Consider the following 21,331-nt stretch of genomic DNA (forward strand, 5'->3'; position numbering starts at 1 on the left):
ATCTCCCGGATATCGCTTCGCGCTATCCAGGCTAGTCATCATTGCACTTTCATTGCAGTAGTTAACGCGTCTGTATGGCGTGTAACCCCTTCGGCATTTGGGCGCTTCCTGAAGAAATTAAAGGAAAGAGAGTAATCTCTTTTAGATGGCGTTACTTCAACAGACTCCACAGGCTCCTGTAATTGCAAATTCAACTCTTCCTGGTACTGCTTTAATAATTCGGAAGCAGCACTTAACTCAGGAGAATTAAATTTACTAGCATTCCCCAGCATTTGATCCAAACTTATAATCGCCTGATGTAATTGAGCTATTTCTTGCATTGAATCACGCAAATAACTTTTTAATGCATTGGATTTTATTAAAACATCCCGGTTGGCCATATCGACAATAAAAGCTCGAGTCGTTGCGATAGTATTTCTTATTCTTTCAACATAAGACTCGGATACCTCTGGAATCAAAACCGCTTTGGAATTGCCGTAACAAAATATCGTTTTCTCCGTATCTCCCATTTGAATTAAAAAATCTTTTGCTTCCATGGCAATCAACAAACGAGGAGTCATTGGCGTGGAAGCATAAGCCATGTCGACACGAATGGCTTCGGCCACGTATTCTAAATCTGCAACGGAGCGTTCAAACATTAAAGGATCCTGGATGCTAGGACCACCAGCTTCGCGTTGAATAAATAAGGACTGATTCAACACATCATCAAACACAACGGTTGGATCAATTTGCAATCGCTCTTGAGCAAACTTATAGATTTCGCGCCGTATTGCTTCATCAATACGCAAATTATTGGGGTCTGCAAGACAAGCCAGCTGTTTAATTAACAACATGCGATACAAATTAAATTCCTTGCTGTTTTGAAATGGCTTATCCAGACTGTCAAGTGTGTCCATTGCTCCCGTTTGATTTAGTGAATATAAAAAATTAAAAGAAGCTTGCAAGTATTGTTGAATGTTTCCTGCATGCAGTGTATTTTCAATGCGGTCAACGGGAACAGTCGCCGGCAATCCCAGCATTTCTCGATAACCAGCATCGCCTATTAATATAAATGCCCGGTTATCATCCCGAGACAAGGCAAAATTAAGTCGTTGTGCACTGACTAACAATGGGTAATAAGGATGCTCTTTAGCTGAAGCTATCATAGAGTCAGGTAAGATTGGAGCCAATACACGTACTTGTTGTAAATCAGACGCCAGTCCACCCAATCCACCTTTTTCAACAGGTAATGTATAAAAATCAATCAACGGCTGAGGCAATGATTGTGGGGCGTTTGAGGGAATGGCTGCAACAATATCCAGAACTTGCTGGCGGATTTTTTCGACCAATTCAAATTTGTTAATAAAATCATGATGTTCAGGATTAATCAGATACGCTTTGGTATCATCAATGTATCGCTGCAAAGGTTCCGGCATGGCAATAACTCGGTCAGAGTTCATCATTGTTTTTAAATGACCTTGCATTGCTGCCGTTTGTGCTTCACCTTTTTCAATCAATTGCTTATGCTGCGCCGATAAGTCAATTTCTATGGCTTTACTATGACGATAACGAGAAGCATGTTCTCTTATCCAGGCTTTCCCCGCCCCCGTTGCTACTTCTTCATGACTGCCAAACCGCTTGAAATGGTCCAGAAACGATCCTCCTTCAGGGTGTTCACGATACCTTTCTAATTGCTTAATATCTTCAGGGGTTGTTTCAACGACTTGTTTAATCAAACGCTCTAAACGAGTGCATTCGGTAGTGACATGTTCAATCGTTTGATGAATGGCATTGCGATTTTCCTTGCTGCGTTTGTAGTGCAATGCATCCACATGATTGACTGCCCAATAGGTAGCCGCAGCCGTAATTGCTGTGGTAATTAAGGCAATGGTGATAATGCCTAGGGTGACAGGTCCTCCCAAAACAGTGGCCGCGACCGTCAACACCACCAAACCTGCGGCCAAGCCAGTGATGCTTGCCGTTGCATAAGGATGCTTTGCAATAAAACTTGGTTCTGCCATCTCGGCTTCAAGATAATTTAAACATTGCTCCATGAACTGGATTTGCAATTGTTGGGTAAATTTTTGCCTTTCTTCTGGTTTTTCAAAGAAGCTCTTTAACCAGGTTAAGATAGGATTTTGTGCTTCTTCTGCCTGAATTTCATGATCATGGATAACATAAATATCTTTAAAAGCATGATCGAATAAATGATTTAATTGCTCAAGAAAATAAGCTTCAATGGCTATATTAAGCGCCTTATCGTCAAACGGCTCATCATCAGGAGAGTATTTCTTTTTAAATTCTTCCCGTATGTTCGTACCACTACCATCCTTTAATCCCAGCAGGACACACTCTCTAAAATGAAATAATTTGACCAATTCCGCTGACAGTTGTGCGTACTTTTCATCCGTGAAGCCTGCTTTTTTCATGGCTTCTTGAAATTGGGCAAAATCATCCGTTGCCGCATGCTTGGCACTTTTTAACCAAGCTTGGTAAGCCAAGTAACTGACACCGGCTCCAATCACCGCACTGAATGCCCCAGCTGCTATATTTTTAGCGCCTGACAGAGGATTCAGCGCTTCAGAAATTGCGCTGTCCTTTTGCGCATAATAAGCCAACCCGCCTACACCAATGCCTAGCAATGCCGCTAAAGCACCATGACCAACTTTTGATGCTAAAGACACTTGCTGGACGGCATGATTTAAATATCGTTCTTTAGTAGCACGATAAAGTTTGATTTTATCAGCATACTTCTCAACCAACTGCGCTTGTTTTATCCCGCCGCTAATCTCAAGGTGGGTAACCATATGTTCATCAAGGTATTTCTTATGATTTTCTTTGATGATGCGAAAATAATCTTCCGTTGTTCTTCTGGGAGGCATTGGTCAATCCTTTCTTAAATCATGGTTCATGTTCACAGAATATCAATGGAAGATTAAGGAAATATTATGCATCCCAAGGATCCGAACTTCTAAAATTGCATGCGATCCCAAGCAAACAGAAATATACTCTTGCCTAAGCTGTATGAGCAAAATGATTTACATGATGTTTATTTTTTGGAATTCGGAGATGGCATGAAAGCTCTTGACCTTAAAACAATTAATTTGTTAATTAAACGTAGCCATACAATGGAAATCACGCATAAAATTAATAACACAGAAGAAATAATCAACAGCATTTCAAGCCAGCCTATCGTTTCTTTTACAGTTTTTATTTTATGGTCATATTTCTGGCTTATTTTCTTACGTAGGGTTTCAATAGAATTTTGAATCATATCCAATTTTTTTTGACGGTTGATGTCAAATAAAATATCGTGACTTTGTTGCAACTTGTCTGCATCCGATAACATTTGTTGCTGTTCAGAAAGTTGATAAGCTTTGATTTTATCATTAATGACTTCTTGAGGAATATGATACGCTGAAAACATCAATTTTAAAGCCAGCACTTCTTCTTCCCTTAACTCTTTGTCAGCCTTATTTATGTCTTCAACCTCCCTTTTAAATTCATTAAATTTTGACAGTTCATAAATTAAATTATCAACTGTAAAATCCAATTCCAATTGCTGCCAATAAATCTGAAGATACCAGGAATATAAGGTGAATACATATTTTTCCAACAAAAATGGCACCGCATCGACCTTTTTACTCAGCTTAATCATTTTTACATTGATTTCATCGGATTTTGTAATTAACGCTATCAATTTGTTTTTTTGGATAATAAACCCAAAGGTCAAGACTAGATTTAATAGTGCAAAAAAAAGAACCATCGCCCATAACGTCACTAGTTTTTTATGAGTTTTTCGCAAGCTACTATATCGAGCATCTCGAACCATTTTGGATTTATTAGTCATGTTTAGTCCACGCTTTTATTATTTGTTGAATCAAAATCATGGTATTGCTTATTTTACAATATACTGCAGTATCAAAAATATGGATATTAATCCGCTTATAACCATGAGTAATAGATAAAGTGAAAGAAACAGATTTTTTTTCTTAATGGATATAAAATCGGCTTTAAAACCAATAAACCCACCCATCATAATCAGTGATGTGTATATTAATGAAAGGGGGAAATAGAACAAGTAACGTAAGAAAACATTATTTTCAATCACTTTATTTTTTGATTGAATATTTAAAAAAGGAATATGATAAATTTCTCGCTCCAACGTAGAATAAAAAAACTATTTATTAAACTGAAGAAAATAATGATATAAATGACAATTAAAATCAGGTTGGTTTTATCAAATCCAAAATTCCATAGGTACTTATCGAAAAAGTATCTAATATATTGCTTATTTTTCATATAAGTATACGTATTGTATTCAATCATTATCTTCTTATAGCCTGCATCATAGCCATAATCTTTCTGCAACTTGATAAGATCTTCATACACATTTCTGATGTCGGTATCACTGGTGTCTTCAGGAAAGTATAATGAAAAAAAGCTGTAATCAAGCCTTAATTTACTGATATCCGTACCTATCAGATTAATGCTGGTTTCATAACTATAAAGATCATTGCTGTTATTAAAATTAATGACATCTCGAATGTTTGTCACATAGGAAAAATCAAAATATTTTGGTAATTCGGTATGATTTAATGAAACATGTCCTCTAAACTGGGCATAGGAAAAACTTGCAAATTCTTTGAAAACTGCTCTATTAAACGTCACATCACCTTGAAAAATAGCACGACTAAAATTGGTTTTGCCATCAAAATAAGTTTCATTGAAATTAGCATCGCCGGCAAAACTGGCATCAATAAACAACGTATTGTCTTTAAATATCGCCTTGGTAAAAATAGCATTCTCATCAAAATTGACATCGGTAAAATTGGCATTCATAAATTTTGAGGCGTAAAAATTGACTGTTTTTTAAAAACAGCCTGGTAAAAATTAATCTGATTATCAAACTGGTTATAAGTAAAAGAAGCATTTTCATAAAAAACGCCCATTCAAAATTGATGAATGTCTGCGAAATAACATTAGAAAAAACAACGTCTTTCATAAACACAGACAATATGAATTTAACAGGCTTCTCAAAGGTAGTCAGAAAAAACTTCACTTCCTCTTGAAATGTGATTTGACTGTAATTCTGCTCTTTATCAAATACTTGCTTTACGACATTGATTGGTTGAGCGTTGTTAAGAAAACGGCGATGCGGGTAAATTAACTGTTTTTCCAAAGGATAATTTTGGATGGTTTGTTCAATGACGTGCAATTGTTCTTTATTTGGCCATGTATGGTCTTTTAACGGATTATTTTTAGCAAATACAGGCGCTATTGCCTGACTGAGAAAAAAAAAGCTCCATAATATCCACAATAATTGATATTTTAATGGTGTTTTTCCAGAGTGGTTTAGGGTTTTATGCGATTTCACAATGCTCTCTTCTTAGTGAATTAAGCTGTCGTAATTGGTTATTAAAGAAATACTTACCTTATTTCAGTCTATAGTGAATTAGGAGGTATGAAAAGCGCCCCCATAAAAGAATCCAAATGCTTAGAGCATCACCACATTTAAAATGGTAACTTGTGTCAGACAAGCGTATCATACAACAAAATCAAGGTAATGAATGACTATCTTTACTGATAACTCTCAGTAATTCTTTCTTCTGATTTGACTTATGAGTTTTTTTAGCGTCATCCAAAACCAAAAAGCAATCACGGTTTTATTTGCAATTTTGAATATTACCACAAATGCAGCAAATCCAACTTTTTATGCTTCTTAGATGGTTCTATATGGTATGATGGTTTCTGAACTTTACAGCCGTATCGCCGAACTTGCAGCCGGCAAGCCAACCGCTTCACGAAGTTCATCCTGGAGTTCAATGCCCGCACCTGTCAAACATTCAAGGAGACACTCTATTTCAGCCTCTGAATAAGCCTCCGTGGCTTTTTTAAATTGCTGGGTATAAAATGCCATATCTTCTTCATCAGCCTTGGTATAATTATCCTCAAAATACGTTGGGTATGCGCTTAATAAAAGCCCAAACTGACCAAATAATTTATTTTTAAGGCAATGTAAAATGAGGTCATTATCCTGATCATTAAGATATTCATACAACGCAGTAAAATCACGATCAGGCTGACTTGTTAACCACGAAATCACCAAACCCAAATCCTCTACCGCTAAAACAGAGATAGCCTTATGCAGAAACGTTAAATCCGCTCTATCATGGACTGCAGGATTTGCATTTTGAAGAATCAATCGTCTCATGATTTCCAGGAATATTGGACGCCGGCTTTCATCACGGCGATAACCTTCCAATGCAAAAAAAAGCGGGCAATTGCCTGAGTGATTTTGTTGTTGATCAATGCAGGCACCATGCTCAATGAGCCATTGAACATTCTCCACTTGGCCCAAAAAACAAGCCATCATGAGTGGGGTAAATAAATCGGTTTCAGACGCATCCAGTATCCTACGATGGCTATCCATTTTTAAATAAGGCAAATTCACCTCATCCGCCAGTTCTTCCACCGACTCATCCAAATGAGCGCCTTCCAATACCATCATCCCTAGCTTGGTCGAATACACTTTATCTGTTTCGGCAATATGGAAATAATCCAATACAATAGGATATCTGACTCGCTCATAACGCGCACAATGTTCCTCATACATTTCCCACGTGGACTGCCAGCTGTCTTGAGGATTTAAAAAATAATAATCTTTAGAGGCATGCTCATCATACTTGTTATAATCTACTAAAATTTGTTCACCAGCATAGATGGGTTTGGTTGCGACGACCATCACTACTCGTTGATGCCCTCTTCTTCCTTCCCTAAACTCAACATTAGCCTGGCTATCAGAAAAATTTATAAATCGAGTAAAATTTCCTGCTATTCTTGCATCAATAATTCTATTATCCATATCCATGGCATAACTAGGATTTGCTCCAGGCTCTGTTTCCAGGTAGCGTTCAAACTCGTCTATCGTAAACTCCCTGCCTGTGTATTCTCCCAAGCAAGTTTCAGCAGGAATCGTTACCGTAGCATACAATCCATAACCACCAAATGCTTTGAGAAGATTAACAGGCCTTACCGCACATAACTCAGGCTTGTCCAAAGGAGAAGGAAGATAATCGGTGGCATGCATATTGCTGATTCCAAGTGAATACATGGTGCTTTCGGTGTCAACCGCATCATCATGTTCCTTTACCCGCCCTCTTTTATTTACTTGTCCTTTTTTAGCTCTTCCATGATCCGAGTCGAAGTGGCGTTTTTTACTGGATTCATCCAATGAAAACTGAAAGGCAAAAGGATTACTGGTTAACGTGTAATCACGAAACCGTTCTGGAAGTTTTCGGACTCGGCTTTTTCTGGTTCTGGCAGACTTACTTCTGAGTGAATATGGCATAGTTGGATTTTTCACCGATCGATAAGGATAAAATTTGCTCATGCTATCATTTTATTAATCACCGAGCAATCCAATCCTTGAAAATCCATTTTTATCAGCGACAAGGGAAAGTATTACAAAACATACCAAGTGTGTATAATGTCGCTACTGAATATCGATAACCTTTATTATGCTACGAATCACTTTATTTATTAGTTTATTAGCGAATTGCTGTTTTGGATATGCCAACACTCACACCCTCTATCAAATTGATATAATTGTTTTTACTCATCAACAAAGTTCTGAGAATCCTGAGCATACTTTATCGCCGCTGGTTACCCCAGACACTCATACAGCCATCCCGCTGCAAAGTTTGGATAATACAAGGACCCCCTACCATCTTTTGCCTGCATCTGCCTCTCAATTACGCAATGAATATTGGGTATTGAACCGCAAACCACAATATCGAATACTGTTTCATTATACTTGGCTGCAACCCAGCAATAATCAACGGCCTGTTGTTTTATCCTCTACCCATAATAACGGCTGGAATGTGGAAGGCACCTTACGCGTCCGACAAAGCAATTATTATTTACTTGATACTGAATTATTTTTTTCATCCCCTACCAGTAACGAGCTATCGTTTATATTTTCTCAAAAACAGCGTTTAAAACCCAACGTTGTTTATTATCTTGATCACCCCCAAGCAGGAATGCTAATCAAAATTCATAAAGTAGCCTAATTATGGTAACAGTTAGCGTAGATATCCCAAGGTCTCGTTTCGGCATTTGGTTGGCCGGTGTTTCTTTTGTGTTATTTCAGTTTTTTATGCAACTCTCTTCCGGTGTGGTCATTGGTGCCATCATGCAAAACATGCATCTTACCGCACTGACCGCAGGATTACTCGGCAGCTCATTATATGTTATTTACACCACTCTGCAGATTCCAGTTGGCATATTATTTGATCGCAAAAACAGTCGAAGCTTGTTGGCGATAAACGCTTTTCTTTGCAGCATAGGCTGTTTCGTATTTGCAGCAAGCGATAGTCTTGCCGGACTTTTTATAGGCCGTTTTTTAATGGGTGCCGGATCTGCCTTTGCTTTTGTCGGTTTTTCTCATATCCTGCGACAATATTTTCCCATCAAACAATTTGCCTTCATGATTGGTTTTTCAGAAACGCTGGCTTTTATCATCACCGTCATTGGTATGATCAGTATGGGAAAAGTGATTTCTTCCTGGGGATGGCGTTATTTTATCATTGCAGCAGGCATGCTTGGCCTATTTATATCCTGTTTATGCTGGATAAATATTCCCAATAGCCCCCGATCCTCAAAACCTACCCCTGATTATGGCCAACAAATTATACAAATTCTGAAAAACGGCAAAGCTTGGATCAACGGTCTTTTTGTCGGCTTATGCTTTATTATTGTCACCGTATTTGGAGCATTGTGGGCAGTTCCTTTTCTGCAGGTAAAACTGGCCGGAAGTTTACAAGAAGCAACGATTTTAGTAGCCTTTTTTTTCCTTGGCGCCGGGGTCAGTTGTCCTTTGTTCGGGATGCTTTCCAATTGGTTTAATCAGCGAAGACCTCTGATTTTAAGCTCATGTCTGTCGACTACCATTTTATTTCTAGCGTTGCTGTATTTACCCTTACATAATCCTTTTGTCATCGGTTTGTTAATGTTCATCATGGGTTGCTGCTGTGGCGCTTATATGCTGGCTTATACCATTGCCAATGAACTGGCACCCGCCGATTTATTATCCACATGCACCGGTTTCACCAACACCTTAGCGGTATTAACAGTTCCTATTTTTCAAACCCTTATTGGTTATCTATTAGATATTTTCAATCAAAAAGGCCAATACACACTTGGCGACTATCAGATGGCACTCCTAACCATCCCTGGAGCACTCCTGATTGCCAGCATTTTAGTGCTTTTTCTCCCTGAAAAAACAGAGCGAAATCCTAAAAATTAATAAGGTCATAAAATACGACTAAGCTTTAGGTTCTGCTGAATGCTCGCTCGCAGGTTCTGGTTGGCTGGCAGTTGACTCGCCAAGTTTATCCTTGCTTAATAAGCAAAATCCTGTTTTCTCTCCTTTGGAAATAAACCCTGCCACTACCGAATTCTGATTGATTGTCTCTGATAAAACCAAATGCAGTGCAGGAGATGGGATACGAATATGCCAAACATCTTCTTTTTTATCTTTCTTAATGTCGATAAATTGTGATATGACCCTGGAGGCTCCCTGAGCGTCACATAGCCCTGCCACGGCTCCTCGAAAAGCGTCTTCTTCAGGTACATTCACTGAATACAAACCACTGCCATCATTAAATCGGCATAACAAACTGGAAAAAGGATGTGATGTCTCCTGATCTTTTGTCAGCCAGACATGGCGATACCAGGCATTTTTTGCGGTGACAAATTGCTCTTTTTCCTCTTCGCCAATTTGCAAATGACCATTCAATCGTCCTGTTTGACTAACCAGCAATTCCATGCCTGAACGTAAATCCTGGATAACTGGGGTATTTTCAGGATGACTTAACATATCCACTTTAAAATTAAAACCTTCTTTATTTTTGATTTTAAATCCAAAAATCCAACTTTCATTAATGGGGTTAAAACTTAAAAAGGCTCGACCAATTTGCCAACTGCTGGTTTTAGGTTCATGTATAGTGGCAGAACTTTCATCAAAAAGAAGAATTCGCTTGCTTTCACTATCAAATACCGCAGAAAGGGCATGAAAGGTATTATTATTCCTTTGCACTTGAAAAAAATACCCGTAATGCCCACCGTTTTCATTGGTTGCCATGCCAGAAAATATCCAGTTGGCATATACCGTTTCCGTGGGCAACATACTTTTGGGTTCGGCTTCTTCAACAGTGGTCGTTGATACACTGTCTTTTAATGTTATTTCTCCGGCATGCACACTATGATTAATGAGCAATGCGAGACAAATAATTCGTTTACCCCATTGAATCAGACTCATCTTATACATAATCCTGTAGTTGTTTATGAGACCAGAACTTCTTCCAAAAGACGTCGCTAACCTTTGCTTCGACCGGCAAAAAATACATGTGTTCTGTAGCAAACGCCTGGCATTTTACCGCATCTTTTTCTGTCATCACTATTCTTTTTTCTGAAAACCGCAATTCCTCTGGCTGAAAACGATGGTGATCAGCAAAAGGATAAGCCTTAAACTGCACACCAAGTTTAGTGAGTGACGTAAAAAACGTTGAGGATTGCCAATAGCGGCTACGGCAGCTACCTTCTCATTAAATTCAAATGCATCCAACACCTGGCCACTCATGAGCTGAATGAATTTCCCGGCCACTAACTCCATACGATAAGCATCAGGCCATTCTCCTCCATTGACAATGACAAAATCAGCAGACTTGATGCGCCTGGCACTTTCACGCAGAGGTCCTGCGGGTAAACACAAGCCATTTCCCAAACCGCGTGTCCCATCAATGACAACAATTTCCATCGCACGCGCCATCGCATAATGTTGCAAACCGTCATCACTAAGAACGATTTGAGTTTGATAGGTATCTAAAAGATATTGCACAGCATGTTTTCGTTTTGGTGCAATCACCACTGGGCATCCCGTCTTTTTCGCAAGCAATAGCGGCTCATCACCCACCTCATCCGCTTTAGAATCCGGTGTTACTTCATAAGGAAATACGTTTACTTTTGCCCCATAACCACGGCTAACGATTCCTACTCGCAGTCCGCGGGCACATAACTGCTGTGCCAAAGCAATAACCATAGGGGTCTTACCTACCCCCCCTACGGTTAAATTACCGACCACAATGACCGGAACCGGTATTGGTTGTTGACAAAAACGCTGAAGAAAAAAACGCCGGCATTTACTGATGAATTCGTACAACAAAGCAAAGGGAAATAAAAGCCAGCGCAGCGGATGGCGTGTGTACCAGAACTTGTCAATCATGGCAACTAACATTAAGCAACCGCTTCCTCTTCATTTTTAATTCCTAACTTCTGCACTTTATACAATTGGGCATAATGACCATCCAAAGCCAATAATTGCTGATGAGTTCCTTGCTCTACCACTCGCCCCTGATGCATGACAACAATTTTATTCGCGCGCTGGATGGTAGACAACCGATGTGCGATAACCAATGTTGTTCTGTTTTTCATTACCTTTTCTAACGCAGCCTGAATATATTGTTCTGATTCGCTGTCGAGAGCAGACGTTGCCTCATCCAGAATAAGAAGAGGAGCATCTTTTAAAATAGCGCGTGCAATCGCTAAACGTTGCCGTTGTCCCCCAGATAAAAGCACACCATTTTCACCAATACGGGTGTCATACCCCTGCGGCAAATTTTTAATAAATTCATCAGCATAGGCTAATTTTGCAGCAGTAATAATTTGTTTACGATCAACATCAAAACGACCATAGGCAATATTATTGGCTAAGGTATCATTAAAAAGAGTCACATGCTGGCTAACCAAGGCTATGTTAGCGCGTAAACTGCTTAAAGATAATTCACGTATGGGTATGCCATCGAGGGTAATTTTGCCACAGCTTACTTCATAAAAACGAGGCAATAAACTGGCAATGGTTGTTTTGCCACTGCCAGAATGTCCTACCAAGGCAACAGTTTCACCAGCCTCGATAGTAAAATCTACTTCATGCAATACAGGCTGACCTTGACGATATGCGTAGGAAACACGATCAAAACAAACAGAACCACGAATCTTTGAACCCAATGATTGACCAGTGTCAGATTCTACAGGCATGTCCAATAAATTAAACACACTTTCCGCCCCGGCAAGACCTCGCTGGATGGTAGCATTTAGCGTTGTTAATGTTTTCATAGGCTTGATAAGCTGCAACATCGCTGCGATGATAGCCAAGAAAGAGCCGGCACTGATGGTTATTACGGTGGCAAGCTTAATTGCCGCAAAAATAATTACCGCAATCCCTGATGCAATAATAAACTGCACCCCAAACACATTGATTGCTTTGCTCATCGCTACTTTCATATCATTTTGACGCGAAAGCTCTGTGGCTTTATTGAATTTATTGACCTCATAATGCTCGCCACCAAAAATACGTACCACACGATAACCATCTATGGCCTCTCCGGCAATTGCAGTTACCTCACCCATCGTTTTTTGCACTTTATGACTAATCCGCCGCACTCGTTTATTGGTAAAATTCACTAACAAACCAACGAATGGGATCGTCAATAAAAACATCAAAGATAATTGCCAGCAAATCACCATCATGACCACCAGCAAGCCAATGACAAGACAGGTGTTTTGCACAAGATCCGTTAACGCATCCGCACTGACCTGGGCAACTTGCTCAACGTCATAAAGAATCTTGGATAATAATTGACCTGAGGTAGCCTCATCGTAGTAATCCGCCGGCAAGCGAATGATATGGGCAAAAACCCGCTGCCGCAGCATTTTAACCACCGAGCGCGCCACCCAGGTCATACAATAACTGCCAAGAGAACTTACCAAGCCGCGAACTGAGATTCCGATGAGCACAATTAAAGGAATTTGTTTGACAAACGACATATCAATATCAATAAACCCTTTATCCAGAAAAGGGCGCATCATATAGGTGAAACCGGCATCGATGCCTGAATAAAAAATATTGGCACCTACGCCTAAAAGAAGGACAGGCCAAAAAGGTTTGACGTAAGTCAATAAACGAGAATATAAGGGTCCAGCTTTAAGATGGGTGTTTTTTTTCATAAAAACAATCAGGAAGTGGCAGTAAAAATGACAAATTGTACTCCTTATTGTGCTTAAGTGCCAACCCGTTCAAACTCATATCACTCAATGCTTCACCCGATGTTCCAACAAGTGTTCTATTTCATCTGCCATGGATTTTGTGGAAGAAACGGAAACAAACAGTTTACCAAAGAAGCTTTGCTCTCTTAAATGTTCTATTACCGGCTGATGCATTGATTTCCATGTTCGAATGCTAGCCAATGCCTGCTCCATATCATCCATGGGAATCCCTGCTTGTTGAATATAAAGCTGTTTTAAAGCCGAAAATTTAGCAAGTGTATTTTCTCCATAAGGATCTTTTTTCAAGAGGTTTTCCATTCTCTGATAAATCTTGGTTAAGATGGTTTTCTTTTCTTTTTCCGCAGGATAGGCATCAGGAGGCAGCGGAAAAATATAAAAATGATCTTGTGGAACTCCATAAGAAAAATTGGTTTTTAAGGGGAGTGAACGAAAAAACAGGCGAGAAACATTATTGGTTAAAGTACGAATGCCTTGTGTATATTCAATCAAATCAATCGCCGTATGTCGACAGGTATTTGACAGTGTCGTATGGTGAGTTTTCTCAACAATTTTTCTTTCTTGCTCCGTATTGTCAGGGCTTAACTCACGTTTTTGTATTGTTTTTAATTTTAAAGTAGCCGTTGTGTCATCCTCGCTGTCCGGTAAATAACAACTTATGGAACCTCTTTGAGCAAAACTCATCAATTTTGTAAATTGTAAATACTGACGATAACTGATGGCATAAGCACTATAACTAATCTCACCTTTAGGATGCAAAGATTCCGATTGTAATTCGGCTTTTGCGCCAGTAAACAGCAATTTCCCACTCAGTTTGCAGCAATCATCACTATCAATAACAATTTTACCTACCCGCGCCAGTAAAACCGGTTTATTCTCTTGCATCACCCCAAGCATGATGAAAGAATGGCCACCCTTTTTGGCCAAGGCAATAAAAAATTCATCCTGTTCCTTGTGAATGGTTCCTGAAAATTTTACCGGGATTTTGATTGATTTTATTGCTTTTTTTTCATTTTTAACACTATTTGAACAGCTCATACCCCAACTGCCATGATGATGAATATCGGTTAGTTTAATAAACGATGATTAAGACAATATTAAACAGGTAATAAAATTGCGATTTTCGACTGATGTTGACCATGATTCCAAGTGAGACAATAATCTAAAAAGCCTGCAACGATATTTCACCGCTGCAGGCCTGTCAACTCATGGCTTTACTCTTGGCACCTTTACCTCAGGATAAACTTCCTTTACTAGATATTACTACGCTGCCCCTCGAGCAATGGTTCTGACAAGTCATCGGTCTTCTCACTCCTATTTTCTTTGGTTATTTCCTTTAAAGCCGCTTTAAACTCGGAAACTTCTTTTGCCAATCCTTTTTCTTTACCATGAGCAAAAAGTCCAGCACCTGCTACTGCACTGGCAGCAGCACCAACGGTAATGCCAGCCGTTGCTGCAACACTTAACCCCGCCGCGCCCGCTACGGTCAATAGCAAACTGCTGCCGCCCGAAGGAATGGCCGCTAAAATACCAATGCACAGCAACGCAGCACAAGCAAACACTAATAATCCAATCCCTACATTTTTCCAAGCTGAACTTCGTCCAGAAACATGCTGGGAAATTTTGGCCAATTCCCCAATATTTTCCGGGTTTTATCTTTATCATCCACGTCATTAAGCGTTTGAGTCGCACAAGATAATACTCGGGTTAAATCGGCTAGATGATCTGGCTTCAACGACCCCAGATCATTGCCAGCAGTCTCTTTCACATACGCTAATAATTCACAACCTTTTTTATAAAATGCTCGATGTTTTTCAGAATGATGTGTTTCATCAAACGCAGATAATGCCCTTTCAAACGCCTGCAAGTTATCTTCATAGGCTTGGATTGCACGAGCACAAGGATGCTTAAGAAAAGCGACATCACCGACTTTATTTTCTTTATTAGTCCCTGCGCTCTTACGGTAAAGCTCTCGAGTTACGGCTTCACTGAAGGTCTCGTGACTATCAATGTAATTATTTGCGATGGAATCGTCTTTCATTCCAGGTGACCCATGCACATGATGCGCCGTGATTTCAGCCGCATTTCCGCCCCTTGCCCGCACTTCTTCAATGTGGGTAGGATCTTTTCCCAAGGCAACATAGCGCTCTTTTGTCCAATCCTGGGTTGTTTTTTCCACAGCCGTACCGGTTCTATCTTGGCCACTTGCACAATTGACAACACTGAGAAATGTTTTGGCTGCAGCACGCATAACTTTTGAAACACTGTCAAGACGGGTTGCTTTTGCTAGTGGCGCCGACCCTCGCGGGCGGCCTTCTTCACCAAAATCTAGGCCTTCTGCAATATCCACAACACGAAACGTGCCATCATCATTAGTAGGCAAATAGGAGTAATCATCCCCACGGCCTTCTTTCCTGGTCACTGCCGCAATATTACTGACGATGGTTGCCTGACTTTCCAGAAACGTGTACGTATTTAACGTGGTCACATGCAACTTCAAATCGGCTGCCTCTTGACCCATTTTTTCCGCGGCTGTTACACGCACTTGTTCCAATGCAGCCCCCGCATGAAGCCGGACTCGCTCGGTACTTTCCCCGCTACCAACGTAGGCTGGTGAACCCATGCGGGCTAGCCAAAGCACGTTCTCCTCCTCGGCTCGCAAAGCATCAAGCTCATCAGGCCTATCGAGCACCGATGGTTCTTCAAGGAGGATTAATTCATTTTTGACAATAAATGCATTTTTTGCGCCAACCAAGTGCGTTTTTCTTGCCTGCGCCGGTAATGCTGTATCTTCGCTGGCAATCAATTCCGCAAACAAACTATCTGCTTGTTGTTCAGCAACACTCAAACGCGTATGAGCGCTTTTTTCATCATGTCCAGGATAAGGGAGGACTTCTTTTAATTTCTCAAGTTCTTCTTGCTGCTCGGGCGTTTTTTTAGTCACTGGGTATTGCGTCTCACGCTGCAACATTCCCGCTGTTTCATCATAAGTCAGCGTCACCATGGTGCGTGCAGGAGTTAAGACACTCGAGAGATTGCGATAACGAAATAATAAATTTTCAGCGTCCTTGGCGCTGTCACAACCTTCTGTCAAATGAGCGTCATGCAGTTTTTCAACAAGAAACGTGTTAAATGCCTTCTCAGCCGCTTTAATTTCTTCTAATTTCGCATCGTTGCTTTTAGCGGAGTCTTGAGCAATGGCTAAAATCTTTTCGCTCAATTTAGCGAATTCGGTGCGCATTTCAGCACGTATTGCAGCCCCCTCACCGCCTAATTTTTTATCAATGGCAAAGTCAATGGGTCGCAAACGTGATAAAGTACGCAACAACATATTATTGGCTTCAATGACCGGCGCATCATGAGATATACGTTGTGCAAGAGGAATAGCACGAGTGGCATCTCGCAACCACTGCGTTTCACCTTCAGGTGTTGTCACCACCGTAGAGATAATATTAAATTGCGCATCGTTGACTTCTCGCAGTAAATCCGCCATAGCCTCATAACCAAGCGGTTCATCTGCCACTAACTGCGCATGCAATTTTTTCCCATCAAGATGGTGTTCGGTATGAGCATCTACGACGACAGGACGAATTAAATCTTCCGTTTGATATAATTCTGAGTGGTTTCTCATTGCCATTCCCAATTATTGTTTCTAATGCCAGTATAACAAAAATAATATTAACAGACGATTAACCCCTTTACCCGACAGCGAAGGTGGGGAATCATCGTCATCAATAAGTTTTTCATGCAAGGCATCCAGTTTACGGGCTGTATTTTCTAATGGTTTCACTTCTTTCGGCTGCAGGAAAAAAGTGTTGCGGTTGCTTGCCGTCGCCAAGAGGTAAATGCCATAAAAAATACCCAGGCCAAGCACTGCTGCGAGCAAGTTATGCACCACCGTTCGGATGCGAATATCCTGATCGATTGATTGCTTGTTTTCAGCACAAATCTGTTTTATCTCGCTTGCGAAAGCATGGTAATGATGCTTTTGTTCTTTTTCTGGCAAAGCAAAATGCTGTTCTGTTTTTTCTTTTAATTGTTGATAAACACCCTCTATGATTGAACCCAGTTCCCTCTCTCCTCGGGTAAGAAGCTCCCTCGCACTTTGCTCTAATTCATCCAACGTGAAGCGAATGGTTTCTTCTTCTTGAGACACAACTTGTTTGCTTAACCATTGCGTATAAGCCATGTTTAAAGCATGAAAAGACTGGCAAACCCTGTCATCCTCTGACCAGGTTAATTGTCGAATAAAAACAGCCATATTTCTCAACGTGTCATCGCTGACTTTAATAGATTCCAATGAGCATCCTTGCAATAATTCCTGGATTTTAGGCCAAAAATCATCCGCTTGCGTTAATTTTTGATTTATAACAAATTCTTCGTAAATACGATAGGAAGCAAGAACCAATTGACGTTGATTTTCCTTCTGATTCATATCGCGAAGATAACTTTGTAGAGCTTGCCGAAATTCGTAGGCTAAATTTGACATACAACGATTTAATAAATTGCGAGGCTTATAAATAGTTTATCTTGTATTCCTTAAAAGAAGATTAAGATAAGATTGGAACTTTATGCAGGCTGCCCAACAAAAAAGCAGGCATCTGCGTCCGGCACATTACTCTTGAGCAAGCAAATGTGCCTCCCACAATGAGACTCTATGACCGCCTATAGATTTATCACTGTGGGATGATTTAAAAAAACCGCGGCCTATCGCAGACCATGCGTCGACGCTTTCAACCGTTTCCCCACTATGACTTATTTGCTTTAGGTTGATGAAACTGATTACACGTCATAATAGGTGAAAGCATGTAATGTGGGCTAGTATCTGCAGGAAACCATGCTGCTTTTTGCTCTGCAATCATTGCTATGTTAGCTACATTCCCCCAAAATAGATAACAATTATTTTTAAGAATATAATCACAGGTTTGTTTGCGCAGTTCATCAGCATTCATTGCCGAGCTATTTCTAATTAAATAATAATTATATTTTGCTAAAGAATCCGTCATATAAAAAACATTAAATTGCTTTCCCAACGCTTGTGCAAGCTCTTGTACATTACATACCTTATAGGTAGAAAGACTTTTTTCAACCTCGGGTTTAATCACTGAATCTTTAGGAACAACATCTGCCATGCAAGTCTGAACAAACAACAGCATGAACATTAGACTAATTTTTTTCATGATATCACTCCTTGAATTTTGCTAATTATTAGGTGACAAAACAAGCGATTATTTATGTCCCTTTTTAGAAGAGTTATGTCCATTTTTAGAAGAAGGAGTAATTATATTTATCGGTAATTTTAAACCTAATTTCTTAATGCAAACTGCTTTATCTCCCTCCAAAATAATTAATTTCTTTTCCATCCCTTGCATTTCTGAACCACCACCCTGCTTATCTATATCGGCAAAAGAACCTTTCAGCAAACCTTGAGCCAAGCTAAACATAGAAAGGGTATAAAGCTCACAACCATGTTTATTCGCATAATTTTGTAAAGACTGCTCAGCATCCTTTAAATTGCCTTTAGCTTCTGCAGCCACACCTGCAGGATCTTTATAAAAATGAAATTGTTCCAGTAATTGTTTATCAGTTTGTAAAGCGGGGAGGGAGCAAAAATGGTTATTATTACAATTGCATTTCGTTTGATGTGCATAACTCAGTTGGCAAATAAATGCCATTAAAATTCCTATAATAATCTGTTTCATACTACACTCCATTAGTATTTTTATGATGAGTATAACTAAGTATATAAATAATAAATGAAAATATCGCTCTAAAAAAGTAATATAACACTTTTTATTTTAATCGCCATCCAATGTTGTTCAAACTATATACAACCAATCATCATTGATATCATTGAAAATTCTGCCTTCGCTTTACTGAATAAAAAATTTTTCTGAAGCAAGGCATGGCTGAATTAACTAATTGTAAATACTGGGGCAGAAGTTCCCATTGCCCCCTGATAAACCGCCGTAATAATAGCTAGAAAATCAAGTGTTTCTTTTGATTGAATATCATCATCGGCAATATAAAACCAATTATTTCGATACATGACACATACAGTCGCATTTTTTGGTTTTGTTTTAGAAGTTTTTACATGTAAGATATTTTTTGTAACAACAGGCCAATGAAATACTTTACCATTTTTTAAAGGAATTAAGGGAACCGTACCTTGTTTTATATCGGATTCAGGGACCTCTACTCCTTTAGATAAGTAATTAAAAATACCAAATACAGTACGGGTTTTTACATAAATTTCATTTCTCTTATTTGAAGGATGGCGTGAGAAAAAGATAGTAGGTGTCTCGCGAGTTAAACCAATACCGGCTAACATGGCACGTTGTTTTTTATTTAAACGGCTAAAGTCAGAAACTCCCAATTTAACAGAGGGTTGACCGTTGAGCTGTACCTCTTGTATACGTAAAAGCTCTGCATATTGAATTTCATCTAGGGTATGAGCAAATTCAGCAAACTCTTTCCAGTTTGGATAAGGGGAAGCCAAGGATATGTTTTTATACTTTCCTATTTCTTGAACTAATAAATTTAAAATATGACCAAGTCCCCAACCTTCATGCAAAAACATATATAAAACACTAAAATCAACTGGTGTGAGCAGCATGTCAATGTATTTTTTCCCAACTAAAGGTTCTAAAGTAATGGTAGGCGTTTCAGTAACACCAGCACCTGCGCCAACTGAATATACAGTGGCAGGACGAGGCATATTTCTATTATTTGAGACGGTGGAATTAATTTGTTTTTGATAAGAAAACTGAGAAACAATATTATTAACATTCAAAAAATAAGGGGGATCCATATAGCGTGAACGCACAATATTTAAAAGCTGTTGCTGTGCATCACTGGAGTGTAAAGCATTATTATAACCCAACCTATTAGAAGCAATCTGAGCAGTTCCTTGATTTGTGCATGACGTAATAAAAAGCATGAAAGCAAACACAAAGTAATAAGAAAAGCATATCCTTAACATAATATTCCTTGTAAGTATGGCCTCGAATGAATGTTTGCTTCAAACATCTAACTAATTTCCGCAAGACCAATTAAACCAGCTGATGAACACATTCCTAAAACTGTTTCCAGAACCCTTTGATTGATATCACGATCTTAAATGAAGAATTGTTGAAATCTCCCTAATTTTCTCACTGTATTCCTGACGACAGAGACACTATTTAAAAGAGGCTTTGTAAGTTGCTTCGGTAACCCCAGAGCAGGGCAAACGCATGATTAAAAATCGCCACCTATTGCAGGTTACGTACTTTGGCTTTTAGTCGCTCATAGTACGCAACAGCAGCAAAAATTAGTTATGCAAATCATAACCAAGGATAGAATGGCTATCCATACTTGTTTTATCCTATTGTTGAATACCACCCACTACCCAATCATTGCTGTGACCAAACTGACGAAAATGCCACAGTTCATCCAATTGCGTCATAGGATCATTATTTTCCTTAATAAAACCCGTAAAGCGTACCGTTGCTATCCAGCCATCCGCTTGCCTGGCAACATCCAATAATTCAGCATCAAGCTGAACGACTTCTGTTACATTAGGCTCATCACCTCGTTCCTCTATCTGCATTTTGATTTCTGCAAATATTTCCGGAGCTGTAAAAGTACTTAAATCCTGCATATTTTTTTGATCATAAGCCGCTTGCAGACGGATAAACTTGACTTTAGCATCACGAAGAAATGATTCCCGTTCAAAGCCATTAGGGTAATCAACAGCCTGATAATCCTCCGCCCTGGCTGAAGAAAAATTCGCGGCATTGCTAAATCGGTATTGACTAAAGCCAGCAGAGCGAGCCGTCTGAAAGCCGGGTTGCATTCTTTTGCGCATGAAACTTATAAGAAAGAAAATTAATGAACCGACAATTAACCAGGATATTAACCCATTAGCCAAGCCATGCCCCATAAACAAACTGGCTAATAAGCCTCCTACTAACAATCCACCCAGCACGCCGCCCCATTTGCTGGCTTGAGAACGTTGACCTAAGGATTTATTATTTTTTGCATAATTTGCTGAAAAGAGACTGCTTTTTGAACGCTGAACACCAAAACTTCGCCCACCGCCAAAACGCTTGGCCGATGCTTCATTCACCACCAGTCCAAAAGCCAGTAGCGTAATTAATAAATACGTAAATAACTTATACATGGATTTGACTCTTTTCTAATTAAATGAGGGTGATTATTGCATGTTCTGCAATACCTGCCTACTGTCCTA

17 protein-coding genes and 1 pseudogene are annotated in these 21,331 nt (G+C 39.5%); 2 read left to right on the top strand and 16 right to left on the bottom strand.

Annotation, left to right across the window (positions count from 1 at the left end; translation table 11 throughout):
- Positions 1-38: 38 nt before the first annotated feature.
- The 5 genes from LOA_RS09780 to ankI form a co-directional block, all read right to left on the bottom strand.
- Entirely contained in the window at positions 39-2,861 is a 2,823-nt protein-coding gene (locus tag LOA_RS09780; protein WP_025386183.1) for a hypothetical protein, read from the bottom strand.
- Between the two features lie 167 nt (positions 2,862-3,028).
- On the bottom strand, positions 3,029-3,829 hold the full coding sequence (locus LOA_RS09785; RefSeq protein ID WP_025386184.1) for a hypothetical protein: 801 nt from the start codon (positions 3,827-3,829) through the stop codon (positions 3,029-3,031).
- 281 nt (positions 3,830-4,110) lie between these two features.
- Complete coding sequence (locus LOA_RS09790; RefSeq protein ID WP_025386185.1) at positions 4,111-4,821, bottom strand: pentapeptide repeat-containing protein; 711 nt, start codon at positions 4,819-4,821, stop codon at positions 4,111-4,113.
- Positions 4,790-5,356 (bottom strand): hypothetical protein, encoded by a 567-nt coding sequence (locus tag LOA_RS09795; protein WP_025386186.1) that lies wholly within the window; start codon positions 5,354-5,356, stop codon positions 4,790-4,792. The genes LOA_RS09790 and LOA_RS09795 overlap by 32 nt, the downstream gene beginning before the upstream one ends.
- Positions 5,357-5,737: 381 nt before the next feature.
- Positions 5,738-7,372, bottom strand: a complete 1,635-nt coding sequence (ankI, locus tag LOA_RS09800; protein WP_051399004.1) for a Dot/Icm T4SS effector AnkI/LegAS4 — start codon at positions 7,370-7,372, stop codon at positions 5,738-5,740.
- 127 nt (positions 7,373-7,499) lie between these two features.
- On the opposite strand from ankI, the gene LOA_RS09805 reads away from it, so the two are divergent.
- Together LOA_RS09805 and LOA_RS09810 are read left to right on the top strand one after the other, a co-directional pair.
- Positions 7,500-8,051 (top strand): CsiV family protein, encoded by a 552-nt coding sequence (locus LOA_RS09805; protein WP_025386187.1) that lies wholly within the window; start codon positions 7,500-7,502, stop codon positions 8,049-8,051.
- Positions 8,052-8,053: 2 nt separating this feature from the next.
- Positions 8,054-9,286: an MFS transporter gene (locus tag LOA_RS09810; RefSeq protein ID WP_081726646.1), complete on the top strand. Its 1,233-nt coding sequence runs from the start codon at positions 8,054-8,056 to the stop codon at positions 9,284-9,286.
- Positions 9,287-9,304: 18 nt separating this feature from the next.
- Here the strand turns inward: LOA_RS09810 and LOA_RS09815 are convergent, their stop codons facing one another.
- The 11 genes and pseudogenes from LOA_RS09815 to LOA_RS09865 all read right to left on the bottom strand — a co-directional run bounded on the left by LOA_RS09815 (position 9,305) and on the right by LOA_RS09865 (position 21,262).
- Complete coding sequence (locus LOA_RS09815) at positions 9,305-10,300, bottom strand: hypothetical protein (RefSeq protein ID WP_051399005.1); 996 nt, start codon at positions 10,298-10,300, stop codon at positions 9,305-9,307.
- Position 10,301: 1 nt separating this feature from the next.
- Positions 10,302-11,263 (bottom strand): annotated as a pseudogene (gene lpxK, locus LOA_RS09820) (tetraacyldisaccharide 4'-kinase).
- A gap of 11 nt (positions 11,264-11,274) precedes the next feature.
- Entirely contained in the window at positions 11,275-13,044 is a 1,770-nt protein-coding gene (gene msbA / locus LOA_RS09825) for a lipid A export permease/ATP-binding protein MsbA (RefSeq protein ID WP_025386190.1), read from the bottom strand.
- Between the two features lie 84 nt (positions 13,045-13,128).
- Positions 13,129-14,139 carry a hypothetical protein gene (locus tag LOA_RS09830; RefSeq protein WP_025386191.1) on the bottom strand — a complete coding sequence of 337 codons (1,011 nt, stop codon included), beginning with the start codon at positions 14,137-14,139 and terminating at the stop codon, positions 13,129-13,131.
- A 215-nt stretch (positions 14,140-14,354) separates the two neighbouring features.
- Positions 14,355-14,663 (bottom strand): hypothetical protein, encoded by a 309-nt coding sequence (locus tag LOA_RS09835; RefSeq protein WP_025386192.1) that lies wholly within the window; start codon positions 14,661-14,663, stop codon positions 14,355-14,357.
- A 14-nt stretch (positions 14,664-14,677) separates the two neighbouring features.
- Complete coding sequence (locus LOA_RS14825; protein WP_025386193.1) at positions 14,678-16,732, bottom strand: hypothetical protein; 2,055 nt, start codon at positions 16,730-16,732, stop codon at positions 14,678-14,680.
- A 21-nt stretch (positions 16,733-16,753) separates the two neighbouring features.
- Positions 16,754-17,590 carry a hypothetical protein gene (locus LOA_RS09845; RefSeq protein WP_025386194.1) on the bottom strand — a complete coding sequence of 279 codons (837 nt, stop codon included), beginning with the start codon at positions 17,588-17,590 and terminating at the stop codon, positions 16,754-16,756.
- A 259-nt stretch (positions 17,591-17,849) separates the two neighbouring features.
- Positions 17,850-18,281 (bottom strand): hypothetical protein, encoded by a 432-nt coding sequence (locus LOA_RS09850; RefSeq protein WP_025386195.1) that lies wholly within the window; start codon positions 18,279-18,281, stop codon positions 17,850-17,852.
- A 48-nt stretch (positions 18,282-18,329) separates the two neighbouring features.
- Positions 18,330-18,803 carry a hypothetical protein gene (locus LOA_RS09855; RefSeq protein WP_025386196.1) on the bottom strand — a complete coding sequence of 158 codons (474 nt, stop codon included), beginning with the start codon at positions 18,801-18,803 and terminating at the stop codon, positions 18,330-18,332.
- A gap of 212 nt (positions 18,804-19,015) precedes the next feature.
- The gene (locus LOA_RS09860) at positions 19,016-20,083 is read right to left on the bottom strand and encodes a hypothetical protein (protein WP_042238916.1); all 1,068 of its coding nucleotides are present in this window, start codon (positions 20,081-20,083) and stop codon (positions 19,016-19,018) included.
- 381 nt (positions 20,084-20,464) lie between these two features.
- Positions 20,465-21,262, bottom strand: a complete 798-nt coding sequence (locus LOA_RS09865) for a Tim44 domain-containing protein (protein ID WP_025386198.1) — start codon at positions 21,260-21,262, stop codon at positions 20,465-20,467.
- Positions 21,263-21,331: the final 69 nt, after the last annotated feature.

The sequence above is a fragment of the Legionella oakridgensis ATCC 33761 = DSM 21215 genome (assembly GCF_000512355.1).
Classification (GTDB): domain Bacteria; phylum Pseudomonadota; class Gammaproteobacteria; order Legionellales; family Legionellaceae; genus Legionella_A; species Legionella_A oakridgensis.